Here is a 20361-nt window from a genome sequence, read left to right on the forward strand (position 1 = left end):
GTTGAGTGAAAAACGTAAAAGTGCCATTTTGGACTCATCCATGGATTGCATCATTTCCATTAACTGGCAAGGCCATATATTGGAGTTTAATCCTGCTGCAGAGCGGACTTTGGGCATTTTAAAAACTCAAATTTGCGGACACTGTTTTTTTGAAAACTTTGCTTTAAATGAGGACAAAAAAACATTTATGGTAAGCTTGTCCCACCAATTTTCCCATGCAAGTGGGTTAGTGTTAGACCGGCGTTCTAAAGTACAGTTAATGCGAGCTTCAGGACAAGCCTTCCCAGCTGAAATTACCATCACAAGCGCCAGAATAAGCATGGATAAAAGACTGGAGTTTACTTTACATCTTAGGGATGTCACCCAAGAGCAAAAAATTCAATCAAGGTTACATTTTTTAGCATATAAAAATCCACTCACTCACCTCTCTAATCGTACTCATCTAATGCTCGAGCTTAATTTGGCGGTCGAAGATGCAAAGCTCAATAATGACGTCTTAGCTTTGTTTTTTTTGGATTTAGATAACTTTAAAAAAATCAACGATACCTTAGGGCATAAAGCGGGTGACATTTTACTTGTGGAGGTCGCTTCTCGGTTAAACGCGGTCTGCGGTGAAAATGATATTATTGCACGTTTAGGAGGAGATGAATTTATTCTCGTATTAAGTGGAGACCTCACGTCCGAGAGTATCGGTGAAAAAGCACAACAAGTGTTAGCTGTATTGCGGGATGTCATTACAATAAAAGAAAAAAATTACCGTATTCCTGCCAGTATCGGCATTGCGATCTCTGAGTCAGGTAGTGTCAATCCCGATGAACTCATACAACACGCCGATATCGCTATGTACCATGCTAAAACCAAAGGCAGAGATAATTTCCAACTATATACACAACTATTGGGAGACCAAGCCCATGAAGACGGTGAATATGAAAGGAGGATACAAGCTGCCTTAGAGCTCAATCAGCTAAGTATGGTGTATCAGCCAAAAGTAACCGCACAGGGCACATTAGTTTCATTAGAAGCGTTGATACGATGGCACCATCCGACCCTAGGGAATATTTCTCCTGCCGAATTTATTCCTATTGCGGAGCAAAGTAATTTGATTGTGGCTATTGGTGAGTTTGTGATTGTTTCCGTCTTGAAGACACTCAAACAGTGGTTTGACCAAGGGTATCAAATGTTGCCTGTATCCATCAATATTGCAGGGCGACATCTTGTTTGCCCAGAATTTTTACCTTTTATAAAATCTCAATTAGCCCGTTACAACATTGACGGAAAGTACATAGAAATAGAAATTACGGAAAGCATGTTAATTGAAGATATTGATACTTGTGTATCTATTCTGAATGAGTTGAAGTTACTTAATTGTAATGTATCAGTGGATGATTTTGGAACGGGCTATTCGTCGTTAAGTTACTTAAAAATATTACCCTTAGATATACTAAAAATTGATCGCTCCTTTGTTGCAGAAAGTGATGTGAAAAATGAGGATGCTGAAATATGTGCGACTATTGTGAACCTAGCAAAGAGTCTTAAATTAACCGCCATTGCTGAAGGTATTGAAACTAAATCACAATTAATCGCCTTGCAAAAAATGGGGTGTGAATACTTTCAAGGTTTTTATTTCCACAGACCTAAAAGTGCCGAAAATATTAGTAAGCTTTTAACCATAAAAAATGTCATTCAATACTCTGAGACGTTGTAGATTACCTGCCACTAATTGACTAAGCAGTTAAGGCGGCATAAGCGGAGATAAAAGATTTTCCCTGCTTGCTCATAGAGTGTAAGTAATACAAATTATAAGGTGCTTGTTGCAATTTTAGTGCTATTTACCCGTCAGGTCTTTTAGAATAATACTCCAGTGATCAAGACCATCATAGAAGGTTTTGATGGGTAAACGTTCATTTAGACCATGGGCAAACATTTCATCCGGGTTCATAAAGACACTGGGTAACGCCCATGTTGGGATACCTGCTTTGCGAAAGTGCATACCATCGGTGCCACCTGATTCCATGTAGGCAATGATTTCCACCTTAGGATAACGTGCATGTACCGCTTTTTTAACGGCTGCCATGACGTCATCCCGCAATTCTGAAATTGGGCTTTCTACTGGTGAGTCTAAGGTGACAATTTCTATGGCAGCATTTTTAACCACTTTTGCCAGTGTTTGTTTGACGTCATCAACACTTATACCAGGGAAAATACGGCAATTAACTGTGGCTGTGGCTGATTGTGGTAAGGCATTTTCGGCGTGTCCTGCTTTTAACATAGTGGTGACACAGGTAGTACGAGTGGTGCCTACGTATGACGATTCTGTTTCCAGTCGATCAGATGCCTTTTTGTTGGTTGGGTCAGCAGCAAATGCCGTCATAGCCTCACCCAGTTCGCCGCCCAATTGAGTCCCCGATACTTTGAAAAACTCACGGGTCATGTCGCTCCACATCACAGGAAAGTGGTAATCTCTGATGTTAAGTAAGGCCGTTGATAATTCATAAATTGCATTGTCGGGACGGGGTCTTGAACTATGGCCGCCTTTGTTGCGCAGGGTGAGTTCGAAACTGACATAGGTTTTTTCTGCCGCTTGCACTAGGTAAGCTATGGCTTTGCCATTTGCATCTAAGTCGCCACCACCGGCATCAGAGTTAAGGGCATATTCTGCGTTTGCCAGTTCAGGGCGTTCATTGGCCAGCATTTTTGTGGTTAACATGCCGGTTTCTTCATCACCTGTGAAAGCCAGGAACATATCCCGGTTAGGCATAAAACCTTCTTTTTTCAAACGTATAAAGGTCGACGAGAGCATGGTAATGCCAAGTTTGTTGTCTATGGTGCCGCGACCGTAAAAATACTTATCATCTTGAGTGAGCTCAAAAGGAGGGCGATCCCAGTCTTTGTCCAGTGCTTCTACTACATCCATATGACCCAATAAAAGAATGGGTTTTTTGGCAGCAGTGCCGTCACCTTTGTAACGCACAATCATGCCGACTGTCTCACCCATAGGAATAATGTTTATATCTTCATCTTTAAAGCCGACTTCACGAAACTCTCTGGCTAGGTATGCAGCCATCTCTGGTACCTTACCGCGCCCCGCTACCGTTGGCATGCCGATAAGGGTTTTGTAAATCTCTAGGGACTTTAATGCATGGGGTGAGTCTTTTACTCCAACCGCGAGAGTAGGCATAGAGGCTAACAACAATAATGTGAGAGATATAATGTTTATCATGTTGAGGATCCATTTGTATAAAAAAAGAACAAACATCTACTCTAAACGTAATTTACTGCAATTGCTGTCTCTTAAAGCCCTTTATCTTTATTTTATACTCCAATCAAGCAGACAAAGCCTTTGCTAAGCAGCCTTGAGTGCTTTAGGATCTCTCGGTTGTGTTTCTTTTTTATATGTCGGTACATTTATAGTGGTCTCATCTAGTTCAATTACTTTACTCAAAAATGCTAACGTTTATGCTCCAGATTCGATTGGGCTTAAGCATCTTGTTATTGGTGGTGGAGAAATTCTGTATATAGGTAATGAGTTGCCTATATTGGACTCGCTACTGGCTGTTGATGAACTCGACCTGCAAGGCCAAGCCCTGATCCCCGGTTTTATCGACGCTCATACCCATATCACTGGCGGAGGGGGTGAGGCCGGTTTTTCTACCCGTGTCCCGGCAGTGCCACTCAGTCAATTTACTCAGGCGGGTGTGACTACTGCTGTTGGTTTGTTGGGTACCGATGACGTCACCCGCAGTACTGAGTCCTTATTAGCACAAGTTTACGCATTGCGTGAGGAAGGGTTGTCAGCCTATTGTTACACCGGTGGTTATCATCTTCCGCCTACTACTCTTACTGGCTCCATCAGAACGGATATTGTTTTCATAGAGCCCATTGTTGGTGTGGGTGAATTGGCTATCAGTGATCACCGATCGTCTCAACCCACTCTTAATGAGCTACTTAAAGTCGCATCCGAGGCCCATGTTTCACGTTTGATGACAGGTAAAGCCGGAATAGTACATTTGCATTTAGGAGATGGTGAACGTGGATTAGAGTTAGTGCGTGAAGCGTTAGCACAGTCCGAGATACCTGCTAAAACCTTTAATCCCACTCATGTGAACCGGCGCAGAGAATTATTTGCAGAAGCTTGCGAGTTAACCAAGCAAGGTTGCTGGATTGATGTCACCGCATTTGAAACAGGCGATGTGGGATATGAGCCTGCTGACGCATTGTTACGCTTTATCAATAGCGACTTTCCTCAAGACAAATTAACCATTAGCTCAGATGGCGGTGGTTGTCTGCCTAATTTTGATAAACAGGGTCATATGACTAAAATGGATTTTGCTAATTCTATTGCTATGACCCATGTTTTCTATCAGTTGCTTGACCAAGGAACAAAAATACAAGATTGCTTAGCCTTTTTTACAAGCAATGTTGCAACGCTTATGAACTTTAAAACTAAAGGTCGAATAGCACTCGGTATGGACGCTGATTTAATCGTTTTAGATAAACAAAACCGAATTAGCCACGTAATGGCAAAGGGTGTTTGGCATATCTACAATAAAGATGTTGTTAAAAAAGGTACCTTTGAGGAATAAAAATGCCGTCTCCAGATATTAAAGGGCAACAACGTGGGTTTGTCATACCCATCGGTGGTGCTGAAGAAAAAATAGATAATCCTGAAATTTTAAAGAAGTTTGTTGAGTTATGTGGTGGTAGTGAAGCTGACATTTGCATTGTCCCTACCGCTTCTCAGCTGGAAGATACGGGCGAGCGATATCAAAAATTATTTAAAGATTTAGGGGCAGGCAACACCCATTGGTTACCTATTAGTGATCGAAATGATGCTAAAAAAGAAGAATATGTCACACAGCTTGAAGGTTGTACGGGCATATTTATTACTGGTGGTAATCAGCTACGATTATCAACTATTCTGGGTGGTACTCCTATAGCCCAAACTATTCGTAAGCTAAATGCCCAAGGCATTCATGTGGCGGGTACATCGGCGGGTGCAGCTATTGTGTCGCAACATATGATTACTGGTGGTAATACCGGTATTGTACCTACTGAAGATGGCGTTAACTTAGCACCTGGTTTGGGGCTGATTAATACTATCGTGGTTGACCAACACTTTAATGAACGCAATAGATTGTCACGTTTGTTAAGTGCTGTGTCTTACAATCCGTTTTTATTAGGTCTTGGATTGGATGAAGATACCGCCGCTTTTATCGACGGTGATAATGAATTTACTGTAGTAGGTAGTGGTGCAATTACGGTTATCGACCCTTCGGATATCGAGCATTCATCTATGGCCGAAGCTCGCAGTGGCGATGCACTCACCTTGCTGAACTTAAAACTGCATATATTGGCTAACGGCAGTCGTTACAATATTAACGATCGTAAAGCCTTTATCGAATAATCCCTTCTTATGAAATGGGCAGGTGATTTTTTACTGCCCATTTCAGATTAATAATTTTCCTTAACAAACTAAAAACATTGGCGCTTATCAGCGTTTTTCGATAAGTTAGTCCGATGCGTAATACATCGATGCATTCTCAACCTAATCATAATTCAGTCAAACTTAAACAGGAAACCTTAGTCTATGAAAATACTTAGCAAAAATGTGTATGTTGGCCCTAACATCTACGCTAATTTTCCTGTCATTCGTTATCAGATTGATATTGGTGAGCTTGAGCAATGGCCTTCAGTAAAATTAGGCGTTGGATTTATTGATGGATTAATAGAGGCATTGCCTTCATTGCAAAGCCACGGCTGTTCATATGGTGAAGAAGGCGGCTTTATCAAGCGCTTGAAAGAAGATGAGGGAACGTGGATAGGACATATTTGGGAACATGTCGCCCTTGAATTACAAAACTTGGCAGGCTCACCGGTCAATTTTGGTCGCACCAGAAGTTTGAAGAAAGAAGGTTGTTACAATGTTGTTTATCAATATCATCAAAGAGACGTGGGGCTAGAAGCAGGCACCTTAGGTCTGCGTTTATTAACGCACTTGATGCCTGCTAATGTGCAGCAAGTCATTCAGGCGGATATCGAGGACGATTTTGATTTTAACGATGAGCTTCGCAGTTTTGTGCGCATGGCTCAGCGTAAAGAATTTGGCCCCAGTACCGGCTCTTTAGTAGCGGCTGCTGAACAGCGTAATATTCCTTGGCTTAGACTAAATGAATACAGTCTTGTGCAGTTTGGACACGGTAAATACCAGCAGCGTATCCAAGCCACCATCACCAGTGAAACCAAACACATAGCAGTAGAAATTTCTTGCGACAAAGAAGACACCCATAACCTACTCAATGATTTAGGTTTGCCCGTGCCACAACAGATGATGGTATATAGTGAAAAACAAGCGGCCAGAGCAGCCAATAGAATGGGTTTTCCAGTGGTTGTTAAACCTTTAAATGCCAATCACGGGCGAGGGGTGAGTATCAACCTTACCACTGATGAAGAGGTCATCACCGCTTACCATGAAGCGCAAAAACACGGCACCAGTAAAGCCATTTTAATAGAGAGTTTTTTAACGGGTTACGATCACCGAATGTTAGTGGTGAATAATGAACTGGTCGCAGTAGCAAAAAGGGTACCCGGCCATGTAGTAGGTGATGGTACCAGTAGTATTGAAGAGCTGATCGACATAGTTAACCTCGATCCCCGTCGTGGTATCGGTCATGAAAAAGTACTCACAAGATTGGAGTTAGACAGTCAAGCCGAACGGTTAATGGAAGAGGCTAACTACAACAAACAAACAATATTAGACAAAGACCAAGTTTTCTTTTTGCGCTCTACGGCAAACCTATCCACTGGTGGAACCGCCATAGATGTCACAGATATGGTGCACCCTGACAACAGAGATATGGCGGTGCGTTCAATCAAAGCCATCGGCCTTGACATTGGTGGGGTGGATTTTTTAACGGACGATATCAGTAAATCTTATAAAGAAATTGGCGGCGGTATTTGTGAATGTAATGCTGCGCCTGGTTTTAGAATGCATGTGGCACCAAGCGAAGGTACTCCCAGAGATGTGGCTGGAAAAGTCATCGATATGTTATTTCCCGTTGGTACTAATGCGCGCATTCCTATTGCCGCGATTACGGGAACTAATGGTAAAACCACCACCTCTCGTATGTTAGCCAGCATCATGAAGTCTTCTGGATTTACCACGGGTATGACCTCTACAGATGGGGTCTATATCGACGGACATTTAACGGTTAAAGGCGACATGACCGGTCCCACAGCCGCACAAATTGTATTACGTGACCCTAGCGTTGATTTCGCCATTATGGAAACCGCGCGCGGTGGTATTCTCAAGCGTGGTTTAGGCTATAACACTTGTAATGTTGGCGCTTGTCTTAATGTCACAGCTGATCACCTGGGGCAAAGGGGCATTAATACAGTCGAGCAACTGGCGCAAATTAAACGTGTGGTAGTTGAAGTCGCAAAAGATGTAGTGGTATTGAATGCCGATGATCACTTGTGTTTACAGATGGCCGATTTTTGTGACGCTGAGCGTATTTGTTATATTACTATGGATTCGGGTCATGGCTTAGTGCGCGAACATATTCGCAGCGGTGGCATGGCAGCTGTGCTCGAAAAGGGCATCAACGGCGATATGATCACCATTTATGATAAGGGCGCACATATACCTTTACTATGGACCCATTTAATTCCCGCTACAGTGGAAGGTAAGGCGTTGCACAATGTGCAAAATGCCATGTTTGCCGCGGCTATTGCTTATAGTTTTGACACCTCGCTGGAAGATATTCGCCAAGGATTACGGATTTTTAATACCTCATTCTATCAAGCGCCAGGTCGACTCAATATATACGATGAATTGCCGTTCAAAGTCATACTTGATTACGCTCACAATCCAGCTGCAATCGCGACTATTACCGACTTAGCAACACGCTTAGATGTGAACGGGAAACGTCGTATTGTATTGGCGATGCCCGGAGACAGAAGAGATGAAGATGTATTAGCCGTGGCAAATATTACCGCCAAAGGTTTCGATAATTTCATTTGCAAAGCTGACGACGATAGGCGAGGACGCGGTCATGATGAAGTGCCGCAATTGCTCAAACAAACATTGTTGGATGCAGGTATCGATGAAGCTAAGATTCAAGTTATCCCATCTGAAGAAGATGCCGTTGAGCAAGCCCTTAAAGATTGTAAAAATGGCGACTTGCTGATTATTCTGGGAGACAACATCACCCGTTGTTGGAAACAAATTGTGCATTTTAATGGCACGACAGACTCAGACAATCAAGATGAAACTCCGTCTCAAGATTTCCCTGAAAAACTATTTGAACATGTAGAGCATAAGTTCGAATTAAACGCCGGTGAGTCGCTGGTACATGATGAGCGTGGTGTGCGTTTAGTGGTTGAACATGACGAAGATTCTGATTGAGGAAGATTCAAATAATGCGATTAGAACTAGAAGAAGCAAGGCGCTTAACCGGGCCTAACCTATTGTGGGATCACCCCGGTGCCATTCTTGACGTGTTTATTGAAGGCATCGATAAAAGCACAGTGGTGAATGTTTGGCAGAAGTGGGTTGAAAAGTTGCTAACTGAGTTTGGTTGGCAGCAACATACTACCTATCGGCTGCATAGTGGCGGGGCAAATTTAGCCCTTAGCGCTCCTATGGATGCCCTTTATTGTGCTTGTGATCTTGCTGAATTAGCTTGGCATTGTGGTGTTGCAGAGCTAAAAAGTGAAACAACACCCAATTGGCAACAGCGGCTAAATGAATTGCATGGTGAACTTGCCGAAGAACTCAATCCTGCACTTTTGACTTTTATGCATGAAGCACAAAAACATGGGGTGAGTTGCATAACCGATGATGACGATGTCAGCCTAGGTATGGGTAAGTCATCACACACTTGGCCGGTTCGTGAATTGCCAGTATTAAGAGATATTCAATGGCAACACTATCAAGACATACCAAGGGCTTTCATCACAGGCACAAATGGTAAATCAACCAGCGTACGTTTAGCCTCGCACATTGCTAAGGCCGCAGGTTTTGTTGCTGGGGTCACGTCTACCGATTTTATTCGTGTGGGTGACAATATTATTGACACGGGTGACTATTCCGGACCGGGTGGTGCCAGAATGTTACTTAGAGACCAACGTACTGAACTGGCATTTTTAGAGGTCGCCCGTGGTGGAATATTAAGAAGAGGTCTACCCATTGATTCAGTCGATGCCGTACTGATTACCAATGTTGCCAGCGACCATTTGGGTCAATACGGTATCAATACAGTGGCAGAATTAGCAGCTACAAAGTTTGTGGTCGCTAAGGGGCTAGATGCACAGGGCACCTTAGTGTTGAATGCCGATAATGCACTTGTCGTTGAGCAAGGATTAAAGCTCGAAAATAAGATTTGTTGGTACAGCACAGACGAGTCTAATGCTTTGATCCAAAGCCAGTTGAAAACTGGTGGTGCAGCGGTATTTATCCGTCATCAACATATTGTTTACGCCATGGGTAACGTAGAAGAAAACATCGCATCATTAGATCAAGTCCCTATGACGCTTAATGGTGCTGCTCAGCACAATGTGCAAAATGCTTTAGGCGTAGTGGGATTATCTAAAGCCCTGAATTTATCAACAGAGGCCATTAGAGCGGGTTTAAAGGATTTCGGTAGTAACGCAGAAGATAACCCCGGAAGAGGCAATATCTATGAGATTAACGGCATCAAGGTACTAGTCGATTTTGCCCACAATGAACACAGTATGCGAGCTGTGGTCAAAACCATTAATCAATTGCCCGCTACACGTAAAATAGCCATGTTCAGTCATGCTGGGGACAGAAGTGACGACGAAATTCGTCATCTCACCGATGCCGTCACCGAGTTAGATGCAAGTTTATATGTTGTCACTGAGTTAGAACATTATTTACGGGGCCGCGAGATAGGTGACGTCCCACAAATTGTGGGCAAGTATCTGCAGCAACAATCGATCCCTTCAGAAAAAATACACTATGCTGGGGATCCATTAGCAGGCGCAAAAATCGCAATGGATTTTGCGCAACCCGGTGATGTAGTGTTGTTATTTGTATTAGCAGACAGAGAGCAAGTGCACGAATATTTGACTCAATTAGATAACCGATAAAACGTCATACCTTAAAGTTGAACAGGCCTTATTTATAGTAGGGTCTGATTCATTCTGACTTGGCATGACAAGCAAAGTCTGAGCGTAGATAAAACAGTAGACCGTGATTTATTTATATGATTTATTATTACTCTAGTGGCATTTTTTCCAACAATATAGTCTTTTAGTCCTTGGTATTATATTGGTGTATTCTTGTCAATAATGTCTCTCGTTAGGAACATCAAACATCAACTAAGTTCGTGCCATTTATAGGCATACACTATTGATTCAAAAAACATTGGGTCACTGCTCTCCTCTCCAACAGCGGATTATCATACATATCTTATACAAACGTTCAGATACACTTTACTAAAGTAGGCGTTTTCTGAAACTAAGTCTGTTGTATAGAGCAGAGATAGCGTTTATTCTAAACTGAATAGTTTCTTTTTTTCGTGCTATTCCTTTGATTTACAACAACCTTAAAGCTGTTGGGATATAACATGTTGATTATTATTCGCTTTTTTTTATTTTTTATCTTCTTGGTTGGGATTTTTGTACCAGTCTATGGCAATGAGCAGCCTTCAACGCTTATTAACGAATATTCTGTAAAAAGGCTAACAGGGGAAGATGGATTCGTTTCTTCTGAGATATATTCAATCATTCAGGATAAGCAAGGTTTACTCTGGTTTGGGACCGCCGAAAATGGCGTCATGCGTTATGATGGCAGAAAGGTCACCCTGTTTGAATATGATAGCCTGAGTTCAAACGGTTTGGCTCATAATGATGCAGGCAACCTTATGCTAGACCATAACGGAAAAATATGGATTGGCACTTGGGGAGGAGGCGCAAATTTTTATGACCCTCAAACAGGGATATTTAAGAATTTCGTTCATGATCCACTTCGTGTTAAATCGATTTCATCGAACCGAATACAGTCCTTATTTCACGACCAAAAAGGGGTTATTTGGTTAGGATCATATGACAAAGGGTTAAGTCGATATTTCGGTAATAATAATTTTGAGCATATTGAAAAAATTGATGATGCACCATCGTCTTTATCTCATAATAGAATATGGGACATTGAAGACAGCGATAGCGATAGCCTTTGGGTGGCCACTAGCTTTGGCTTAAACTTATATAATAAGACGAAGGGAACCTTTTCTCACTTCCTACCTGCCCCAAAGAATAAAAGCCCTTCAGGCGCAAACGAAATTCGAAGTATTTTGAAAACGTCAAAAAAACAGCTTTATGTTGGGACACAACGAGGCCCTTTTACCTTTGATAAACGAAATGCCCTTTTTACACCATTAAAAACTCTTGATGATGAATACTTAGGTCAAGTGAACTCTATGATTGAGGATCAGGAAGGTTATATTTGGTTTGTTACCAGTAAAGGTTTATTTCGACAATCTAATTCAGGCCCCCAAATTGAACAATTTAACCTTGAGCAGAACAATGGTCTAAGAGTGATTTTCGAAGATAATTCGAGAACAATATGGGTTACCAGCGAAACTCACGGTATATATAAGTTAGTGCCAAATCGAAAATTTAAGTCAATTAACAATCCTGCATTGACAGCACCAAATGGCATCGCAACGGACGCTAATGGTGATTTGTTAATTGTATCGTCATCATCACAATTATATAGATGGGATGTATCATCACAAACGCTAGAAACATTATCTGGGCCCATTTTTAAAGATGGCGATGATGAAAGTAGGTTATTTGAAAAACCCATTATATTTCCGGATGGTACTGATAGTTTATGGATTGCACAAGGTGAAGGTTTAGCTAAATTCAGCTTAGAAACTAAGCAGGTTGAGCTATTAACATACCCTAAATCAGATCCAAACTATGAGGAGTTTAGAGAGTTACGAGCCCTTAGTATGGATCAATACGGAAACCTTTGGATTGGTACTTATAAAAATGGTTTACATCGTTATGATCCTCAGACTAAAACCTTTACTCACTTAAATGAATCTGTAGGATTATCTCATCCCGAAGTGTCAGAAATTTTTAAAGATAGCGAACAAAACATGTGGGTCGGTACCGGCGATGGAGTCAACCTTTGGCAGGAAGACAGCCAACGATTTATTTCATTTAAAAGTGATAAAAACATAGTTGATAGTTTATTGGGAGCCATAGTTCAGGATGTGCATCAATCTAGGGATGGAGAAATTTGGATTTCTACTCAAAAAGGGCTTAATCAATACCTCCCTAAAACAAAAAGTTTTAAACATTTTAGCGCCAAAACAGGATTACCCACTTCTTTGATACGCGCGATTTCAGATGATAAAAATGGCCATTTGTGGTTAACCACGAATAAAGGAATTTCAAAGCTAAACCCAGTGTTGGGAGAAGTAACCAACTATGACGGTAGTAATGGCTTGTTGGGTTCAAACTTCTACGCAAATAGTCTGATACAGGGCGGTAATGAAACGCTATTTACCAGCAGCCAAAGGGGTATTGAATATTTTAACACCGCATATGTAGCACCAAATTCTAGTGAGTTGAAGCTTGTTCTAACTGGATTCAATAAGATGGGGCAGTCAGTAAAGTTTGAAACACCTTATTCTTATGTCACTGATATTCAGTTGTCTTATTTGGATTACTTTTTTTCTTTTGAATTCTCTATATTAGATTTTATTGCTCCTAACAAGAATCAGTATGCTTATAAACTAGAAGGATATGATGACCGTTGGATTGATATTGGTAATCAAAATACCGCTTCTTTTACAAGCTTAGAGGGCGGCTCTTATAAATTCTTAGTAAAAGCGACTAACAGTAGTGGCAAATTGGGGGCGGAGTTACTGTCAATCAATTTGCATGTATCACCACCGCCTTGGAAAACCTGGTGGGCATATAGCTTGTATGCATTTGCAGCCTTGCTTGCCTTATCCATTTTAGTTTATTTAAGAACGCGTTTACAGCGGGCAGAAATAGTGAGGCAGAAGCAGTTTGTTTTAATGCTTGAAGAGCAAGTTACTGAGAAAACAGCTTCATTAAATACGCAAGCTAAGGACTTAGTTGAAGCATTGAAGAAAGCCGAAGAATCGACACTCCTGAAGTCAGAATTTTTGGCAAATATGAGCCACGAAATACGTACTCCAATGAACGGTGTATTAGGTATGTTGGGACTGATATTACATAGCAAACTAACCGAAGAGCAGCGGTATAGGGCCAGCATAGCGAAAACTAGTGCTGAATCATTATTGACAATTATCAATGAAATACTGGATTTCTCTAAAATTGAAGCGGACAAGTTGGAACTTGAGATACTCGAATTCAATTTACAAGATATGCTCGGCGAGTTCATCCAATCTATGGCGTTAACAGCTCAAATTAAAGGCTTAGAATTAATTTTAGATACAAGTGCTATTGATTATAAAGTTGTCAAATCTGACCCAGGTCGTATTAGGCAAATTCTCACCAATATTGTAGGCAATGCGATTAAGTTCACCGAAACAGGTGAAGTTATTGTCTTCGTATCGACTAACGCGATTAGTGAGGATCAAGAACGTTTAAAAATGGATTGTACAGTAACCGATACAGGTATAGGAATACCCAAAGATAAGCGAAATCATCTGTTTAATTCATTTAGTCAGGTCGATGCCTCGACGACCAGAAAATACGGAGGAACAGGGTTAGGTCTGACAATTACCAAGAAATTGTGTGAATTAATGGGCGGAGAGATACAAATGTCCAGTAATCCCAAAGGTGGTAGTTGTTTTCACTTCACGCTATTCCTTGAAAAAGGACATTGCAAGACAAGTGATATATCGAATATAGATGTGCCCATTAAAAGAATACTGATAGTGGATGATAACGAGACGAATCGAAGATTTTTGCGCGCGCAATTAGAGCAATGGGGAATGCTAATTGAAGAAGCTGTAGACGCGAAAATGGCATTGGAGCAATGCCGAAAAAACGTCGATGAAAACGGAAATGTTCTTTTTGATATTGCTATTTTGGATATGAAAATGCCTGGTATGAATGGAGATGAGCTAGGTAAACTACTGAGTAGCACTCCTGAATTTTCCAAAATGAAACTAATGATGATGAGACCTGTGGGGCAAAAGGGAGATGCTGAAAAACGTTTAAAGTCTGGATTCTGTGCGGACTTTCCTAAACCTGTCACCTCAAAAGATCTGCTTTATGCTGTTTCAGTTGCATCTGGAATGGAAAAGGCAAAGGCAATAGAGTTGCCATCTCTCTTAACGGCAGACAACAGTTTAGCTACCTCAAAATCTGTATATAACTGGCCTTCCGATACAAGAATACTATTGGTGGAAGATAATCACATTAACCAGGTAGTTGCAGAGTGTTTACTTGAAAATATCGGATTGTCCGCCGACTCCGTATCCAACGGAATCGAAGCCATAGAAAGTTTAAAAAATGCAACTGAACACTTACCCTACACGCTCATCTTAATGGACTGCCAAATGCCAGAAATGGATGGATATGAGGCGACAAGACAAATTCGTCTCGGTAATGGAGGGAAACAAAATCAAATGGTTCCTATCATTGCTATGACAGCCAATGCAATGGTTGGCGACCGCGAAAAGTGTATCGATGCAGGCATGAATGATCATATTACGAAACCGATAAATGAGGAACAAATTTACACAAAACTGTTGCAGTGGTTGAATCTGCAAAGCTGATAACGTAAATGATATGTAACTATTCAGCCCGTTAAAAAATAAACTTGCACTGATCTGGCGATCCTATTGCCCGATCATTCTGAAGTGTCATGCTATCGACATGACACTTCATTCTCTTCGACTCTGAACCTAAGCGGCATTAATATTACTGAAGTAGTAGAGCGAACAAAGGCGCAGTTGCAAAACGATGCAATACTTTTTGTTGAGTCTCAATGCCGAGGTAGCAGGGTATACTATGAGGATGTTGACAGCTGATAAAGTCCAGTATTACCGGCAATGTTATCGCGATATTTTGCATGAGTGTGAGCAAACCTGCCCAGCCCTGGACAAAGACACCCGCGAGCCTTGGCAGCGAGGGCGCTTAAAAAGGAGTAAGTCACGAGCGTTACTTGATCGTTTGAGGGAATGCGAAGTCGATAGTTTAGATTATGAACCCTAATATTTATGGCCGCCAAGCGATATCAGGCTTCCAGTTTTGCAGCCATGGCGGAATATGACTAGCAGGCATAGGCTTTGCAATACCGTAACCTTGTGCTAATTCACAGCCTAGTTGTAATAGAGCATTACCATGCTCAATCGTTTCTACTCCTTCAGCAATCACCTTAAGTTGAAAGGCTTTCGCTAAACTGACAACGCCCACAACAATGGCTAAGTCATCCTCATTCGTTAACATATAGCGTATAAAACTCTGGTCTATTTTAATCAGACTGGCTGGTAGGCGTCTGAGATAGGTAAGGGAAGAATACCCGGTACCAAAATCATCTAGAGCAAAGTGTACACCAAGGTCAATGCAAGCATAGATAGTCGCTACAACATGGTTGATGTCACTCACTGCGCTGGTTTCTAATATTTCTAATTCCAATAAACGGGGTGGGACTTCAGGATGTACTGCCAATAATGCTGCTAAGCGTTCTACGAAGTCAGCTTGCTGGAGTTGGTAAGCACTGATGTTGACGCTGATAGATAATGTGATCCCCATGCTTTGCCATTGGCTTATTTGGCTCAGTGCTGTGTCAATGACCCATTCACCTATATCGATGCTAATGGTATGATTTTCTGTGTCAGGTAAAAAATCCAAGGGTGGAACTAAACCACGTACTGGGTGCTGCCAGCGGATCAACGCTTCTACGCCAACCACCTCACCCGAAGACATATTCACTTTGGGTTGATAATACAAGACGAGCTCACCTGTATGGAGTGCTGCACTGATATGAACAATACTTTCTTGTCGAATGTTAACGGCATCATCTTGTACGCTATCAAATAAGTGGTAGAAATTTTTACCTGATTGTTTTGCCACATACATTGCTTGATCCGCATGACGCACCAGTATATCTGAATTCGAAGTATCTTGAGGGTAGAGCGTGACACCTATGCTAACGGATACTTTTAATGTCAAATTACCGACCAAGATAGGCGCTGACGCAGCCAGTAATAACTTTTCTATTGATGACTTATAATCATCAGGCTTGGCTAAATCGGTTAATATCACGACAAATTCATCACCACCAATACGGGCGAGTGTATCCCCCTGACACAATACGTGGCTCATCCGCTCAGCCACGATAATGAGGAGTTCATCACCTACAACATGGCCATAGGTATCATTAATATATTTAAAGCCATCTATATCCATAAGAGCGACGGCAAGTGAGTTATGGAGGCGCTCGCATTGCAGCATGGCTTGGTTTAGTCGGTCAGCAAGTAATGCCCGATTAGGTAGTTTGGTTAAAGCATCGTAATGTGCTATCTGTTCTAGTTGAAATTGATGTTCTCTTTGCTGAGTAATATCACTAAATAATAAGACGTAATGACTGACTTCACCCACCCCATCTTTTACGGTACTGATGGTTGTACTTGCAACATAGTTTTCGCCATTTTTACGACGACTCGAAATTTCACCCACCCATTGACCAGTAGTGCTAATTACTTGCCGCATCGCGCTATAAAACTCAGATGGATGACGGTCTGCTTCCAGGAAACGAGAGGATTGACCGATGACCTCTTCCCGAGAGTAACCAGTAATGTCGGTAAATGTGTTGTTAACGTCAATAATAGTCGTCGCAGAGTCGGTTATCATAATACCTTCTAGGGCATATGTGAATACACTGGCGGCCAGCATTAATTCATTTGCACGTTTATCTTTTTCTTGGTTTTGAATGGCAAGGGCTTCGTTAGCATGGGTGAGGTCTTTTTCTGCCTTCAATTGCCAAAAAAGTAACTTCCGGATTTTGATGAAAGTAACCAGACTAATGAGGATAATAAGAAGAAATCCAGTTACTTGCGTGCTCAGGACTAACATTTTGCTTAGGTATAAAGCGTGACGTCTTTCTATCACAAGTGCGTATTCCGCGTTTATCATTTCATTAATGAGGACGCTAAGTCGGCCCATCAGCATTTTCCCTTCGCCATTAATAACGATACGCATTGCTGCTTCTCTGTTTTGAGTCGATATTAAAAAAATTGTGTTTGCTAATTCCTTTAACTTTTCATCTTTCAAAGGAATGATTTTTTTCAATCTGTTTTGTTGACTGGGATTGTCCATGATTAACAGACGAACCGAAGTTAATAGGCTGTCTAATTGTTCAATGGACTGAGTATAAGGCTTAAGATACGTTGTGTTTTCGGTCAGAAGGAATCCACGCTGTCCAGTCTCTGCACTTTTTAGCGCCAATAGTATTTGAAAAAAGGATGCATTAACTTGATGGGAATGGGCTACCCAATTTTCCGCTTCTTCTGCTTTATTACTAAACCAAAAATTAATGCCAACAATTAATATTAACGTTGGAAGGGCAATCAAACTAGCATAATAGCTGATTTTTTTAGCCGAAATATTCGGTGGTTTTTTTAGGTCAAGGGTAGTCTTTGATACATCAGTTTTCATTTTAAATCAGTTTCTATTGTGTGGCTCACCGTTTGTGAGTGCAGCTCACTTTTGAAATTCAGATACCTAATCAAGTATTATTTGATTAAACAATGTCACTGATCTAGCCTAAACACCTTTTAAAGCATAAAACATAGGTATTATTACGCGTTTTTAATTATACATTAGTCAAAAAAGCCACAAACTCACCACCCTATTAACACAGAGATTATGCTACCTTTTTTTATGCGTGTCCTCGCTTGTCATGTGCGAAGGGTTTGCATTTTGTAGAGCCTTAGGCGAATAATGTCGTATATTTACCCTCGAGTGTCAGATTCAGTGATCATCAAACACCAAGAAAAAATTGCTTCCCCAGAGATTATTCAAAGCCGTTACGAAGACTTAGGTTACATATGCAGTCATTCAGTCGCCACCGCCATATACTTGGCTTGTCATTTGCAAAAACCGATTCTAATTGAAGGCCCTCCTGGTGTAGGAAAAACCGAATTAGCCAAAGTCACTGCCACTTATCTCAACGCACCGCTGATCCGCATGCAATGTTATGAAGGGCTTGACGAGTCAAAGGCACTGTATGAATGGAAGTATGGTAAACAATTGCTTTACACCCAAGTACTCAAAGAACAACTGGGCGATGTGCTCAGAGGTGCGCGGGGGTTGGATGAGTCTATCGCCAGACTGCATGATTTTGGAGACATATTCTATTCACAAGAATTTTTGGAACCCAGACCTTTATTGCAAGCTCTACAGAGTCAAGATGGTGCCGTCTTACTGATTGATGAAATTGACAAGGCCGATCAAGAGTTTGAAGCTTTTCTGCTGGAGCTGTTATCGGATTATCAGGTGTCTATTCCAGAAATTGGTACGGTGAAGGCCGTTTCGACCCCCATAGTGATGTTAACCAGTAATAACACGCGAGAGCTCGGAGACGCACTGAAGCGCCGTTGTTTACATCTGTATATTCCTTTTCCTGATGCCGCTTTAGAAAGTCGTATTTTAGCGACTCAGGTGGAAGGTCTTGATTCACAGCTAAGAGAGCAGATAGTGGCACTGATTGGCAAACTTAGAGACATGCCTTTGAAAAAATCACCCGCAGTCAGTGAAACCATCGATTGGGCAAGGGCGCTGCTTTTATTAAATGTTGAAGAGCTAGACTCTCATTGGGTTAAAGAAACCTTGAATTTATTACTAAAATTTCAGGATGATATTGAATTAGTCGAACCAGAAATTAAAGCCTTGTTGAAGAGTTTACCTTAGGTGCGTTTTGTTGCCGACTTTATAGGTGCGCTGCGTGAAGCGGGTCTACAGGTGTCGCCAGCCGAGTCCTTGGATGCACTCAAAGCTATCAAGTTGTTAGGACTTGAGAGTCGCGAAACATCCAAAACTGTCTTAGCTTTGACCTTGGTTAAGCGACAGGCTGATCAAGTGATTTATGAGGAGTTGTTTGACCTATATTTTGCGGGTGTTGAAAAAGCCAAAGCGTCGAATAAAGAGGCGATTAAAACGTCGAATAAAGCGTCAAATAAAGAGGCGGATAAAAGCGAGAGCGAGTCCTCTGAGAATGCGCTAGATGCAAAGAGTAACTCGAGCTCAAGCCAAGCTGATATGTCAGATGGGGAAGGGATGCAAACTAGCCCAAGTTCATCATTGGGGCAGGCTCTAGGTAAAAATAAAGATATGAGTTTGGCAATCACACAGGCTGCTATAGATGAGAAACTGTCTTCCATTGTTTTGTTTACTCAAAAAAATCACTTCGCTTATAAAATAATGCAACGCCTTGGGGATGAAGCTTTAAGCACTGAAATTCGTGCCGACGCCAACAGCCCTGAGCATAAAAGCAGTCTTGAACAGAAAAACAGCCCTGAGCACAAAAGAAAGCAACGGAAATTAATAAAATCCCGGGCACGTCTGCTTGATCAAGTGAAAGATTATGTAGAGCAGCAGTATGGGATTTTTGCTCAACATAAAGGCCTGAAGTACCGTGAGGAATATCTACAGCAGGCAAAATTAAGCCAGCTTGATCGTCTCGATTATAAATTAATGCAACGTTTGGTGCAGCGAGCCGCACGGAAATTAGCTTCGCAACATAGTCGTAAACGTTTAACCCGTAAACGGGGTCAGTTGGACGTGCGCAAAACTATCGCCGCCAATGCTGCTTTTGATGGAGCATTATTTCACACTCGCTGGAAAGCGACGCGTATTGAACGACCTAAAATTGTGGCGATCTGTGATGTCAGCGGTTCGGTTAGTCGTGTTGCGCGTTTTCTTTTGTTGTTTCTCTACTCTATGCAAGACGTTATGCCAAAAGTGCGTTCTTTTGTTTTTGCCTCGGAGATGATCGAGGTCACGGAACTCTTTAAGCAACAAGGTATTGAGTTGGCGCTCGAAGACATCATGAAACGCTGGGGTGGCTTGTCTACAGATTATGGCAAAGCGCTGGCAGGGTTTCAGTCACAAGCGCTGGCGAGTATCGATAAAAAAACCACGGTTATCATGCTCGGCGATGCGCGAAATAATCAAGGTGATGGTCGAACTGACATTTGGGAAAAGGTGTTTCGTCAGAGTAAACGCGTTTTGTGGCTGAACCCCGAACAACGAAATAGTTGGGATAGCGGCGACTCTATCATGTCTGAGTATTCGCCTTGGTGTAGCAGTGTTGAACCTTGCCGAAATTTGAAGGATATCGAACGTATTTTTAGTCGGCTTTTGAAGTACAGTTAATATATCCCC

General features: G+C 41.7%; 11 protein-coding genes. 9 read left to right on the forward strand and 2 right to left on the reverse strand.

Annotation, left to right across the window (positions count from 1 at the left end; genetic code table 11):
* Position 1 precedes the first annotated feature (1 nt).
* Positions 2-1705, forward strand: coding sequence for an EAL domain-containing protein (locus tag CXF95_RS06160; RefSeq protein WP_232787676.1), 1704 nt, complete (start codon positions 2-4; stop codon positions 1703-1705).
* Between the two features lie 120 nt (positions 1706-1825).
* On the opposite strand, the gene CXF95_RS06165 is transcribed toward CXF95_RS06160, so the two are convergent.
* Positions 1826-3220: a M20/M25/M40 family metallo-hydrolase gene (locus tag CXF95_RS06165; RefSeq protein WP_232787677.1), complete on the reverse strand. Its 1395-nt coding sequence runs from the start codon at positions 3218-3220 to the stop codon at positions 1826-1828.
* A gap of 190 nt (positions 3221-3410) precedes the next feature.
* Between CXF95_RS06165 and iadA the strand changes: the two genes are divergently transcribed.
* The 6 genes from iadA to CXF95_RS06195 all read left to right on the forward strand — a co-directional run bounded on the left by iadA (position 3411) and on the right by CXF95_RS06195 (position 15189).
* Positions 3411-4583, forward strand: a complete 1173-nt coding sequence (gene iadA, locus CXF95_RS06170; RefSeq protein WP_101197849.1) for a beta-aspartyl-peptidase — start codon at positions 3411-3413, stop codon at positions 4581-4583.
* A gap of 2 nt (positions 4584-4585) precedes the next feature.
* Positions 4586-5404: a cyanophycinase gene (locus CXF95_RS06175; RefSeq protein WP_101197850.1), complete on the forward strand. Its 819-nt coding sequence runs from the start codon at positions 4586-4588 to the stop codon at positions 5402-5404.
* A gap of 183 nt (positions 5405-5587) precedes the next feature.
* Positions 5588-8404, forward strand: coding sequence for a cyanophycin synthetase (gene cphA, locus CXF95_RS06180; RefSeq protein WP_101197851.1), 2817 nt, complete (start codon positions 5588-5590; stop codon positions 8402-8404).
* A gap of 14 nt (positions 8405-8418) precedes the next feature.
* Positions 8419-10110, forward strand: coding sequence for a Mur ligase family protein (locus tag CXF95_RS06185; protein WP_101197852.1), 1692 nt, complete (start codon positions 8419-8421; stop codon positions 10108-10110).
* A 479-nt stretch (positions 10111-10589) separates the two neighbouring features.
* Complete coding sequence (locus tag CXF95_RS06190; RefSeq protein WP_101197853.1) at positions 10590-14750, forward strand: hybrid sensor histidine kinase/response regulator; 4161 nt, start codon at positions 10590-10592, stop codon at positions 14748-14750.
* Positions 14751-14985: 235 nt separating this feature from the next.
* The gene (locus tag CXF95_RS06195) at positions 14986-15189 is read left to right on the forward strand and encodes a hypothetical protein (RefSeq protein WP_157828090.1); all 204 of its coding nucleotides are present in this window, start codon (positions 14986-14988) and stop codon (positions 15187-15189) included.
* 3 nt (positions 15190-15192) lie between these two features.
* Here CXF95_RS06195 and CXF95_RS06200 read toward each other — a convergent pair whose 3' ends face one another.
* Positions 15193-17634 carry an EAL domain-containing protein gene (locus tag CXF95_RS06200; RefSeq protein ID WP_198556509.1) on the reverse strand — a complete coding sequence of 814 codons (2442 nt, stop codon included), beginning with the start codon at positions 17632-17634 and terminating at the stop codon, positions 15193-15195.
* A gap of 318 nt (positions 17635-17952) precedes the next feature.
* Here CXF95_RS06200 and CXF95_RS06205 point away from each other — a divergent pair, with 318 nt between their 5' ends.
* Both CXF95_RS06205 and CXF95_RS06210 read left to right on the forward strand, forming a co-directional pair.
* Positions 17953-18888, forward strand: a complete 936-nt coding sequence (locus CXF95_RS06205) for a MoxR family ATPase (RefSeq protein WP_101197979.1) — start codon at positions 17953-17955, stop codon at positions 18886-18888.
* Entirely contained in the window at positions 18889-20352 is a 1464-nt protein-coding gene (locus CXF95_RS06210; protein WP_101197855.1) for a VWA domain-containing protein, read from the forward strand.
* Positions 20353-20361 lie beyond the last annotated feature (9 nt).

The organism is Paraglaciecola sp. MB-3u-78 (assembly GCF_002835935.1).
Lineage (GTDB): Bacteria > Pseudomonadota > Gammaproteobacteria > Enterobacterales > Alteromonadaceae > Paraglaciecola.

Bases quoted from the DNA above. Each gene is read 5' to 3' on its own strand.
- CXF95_RS06175 (WP_101197850.1), top strand. From the start codon at position 4,586: ATGCCGTCTCCAGATATTAAAGGGCAACAACGTGGGTTTGTCATACCC.
- CXF95_RS06190 (WP_101197853.1), top strand. From the start codon at position 10,590: ATGTTGATTATTATTCGCTTTTTTTTATTTTTTATCTTCTTGGTTGGG.
- CXF95_RS06165 (WP_232787677.1), bottom strand. From the start codon at position 3,220: ATGATAAACATTATATCTCTCACATTATTGTTGTTAGCCTCTATGCCT.
- CXF95_RS06185 (WP_101197852.1), top strand. From the start codon at position 8,419: ATGCGATTAGAACTAGAAGAAGCAAGGCGCTTAACCGGGCCTAACCTA.
- CXF95_RS06200 (WP_198556509.1), bottom strand. From the start codon at position 17,634: ATGAAAACTGATGTATCAAAGACTACCCTTGACCTAAAAAAACCACCG.
- cphA (WP_101197851.1), top strand. From the start codon at position 5,588: ATGAAAATACTTAGCAAAAATGTGTATGTTGGCCCTAACATCTACGCT.
- CXF95_RS06195 (WP_157828090.1), top strand. From the start codon at position 14,986: ATGAGGATGTTGACAGCTGATAAAGTCCAGTATTACCGGCAATGTTAT.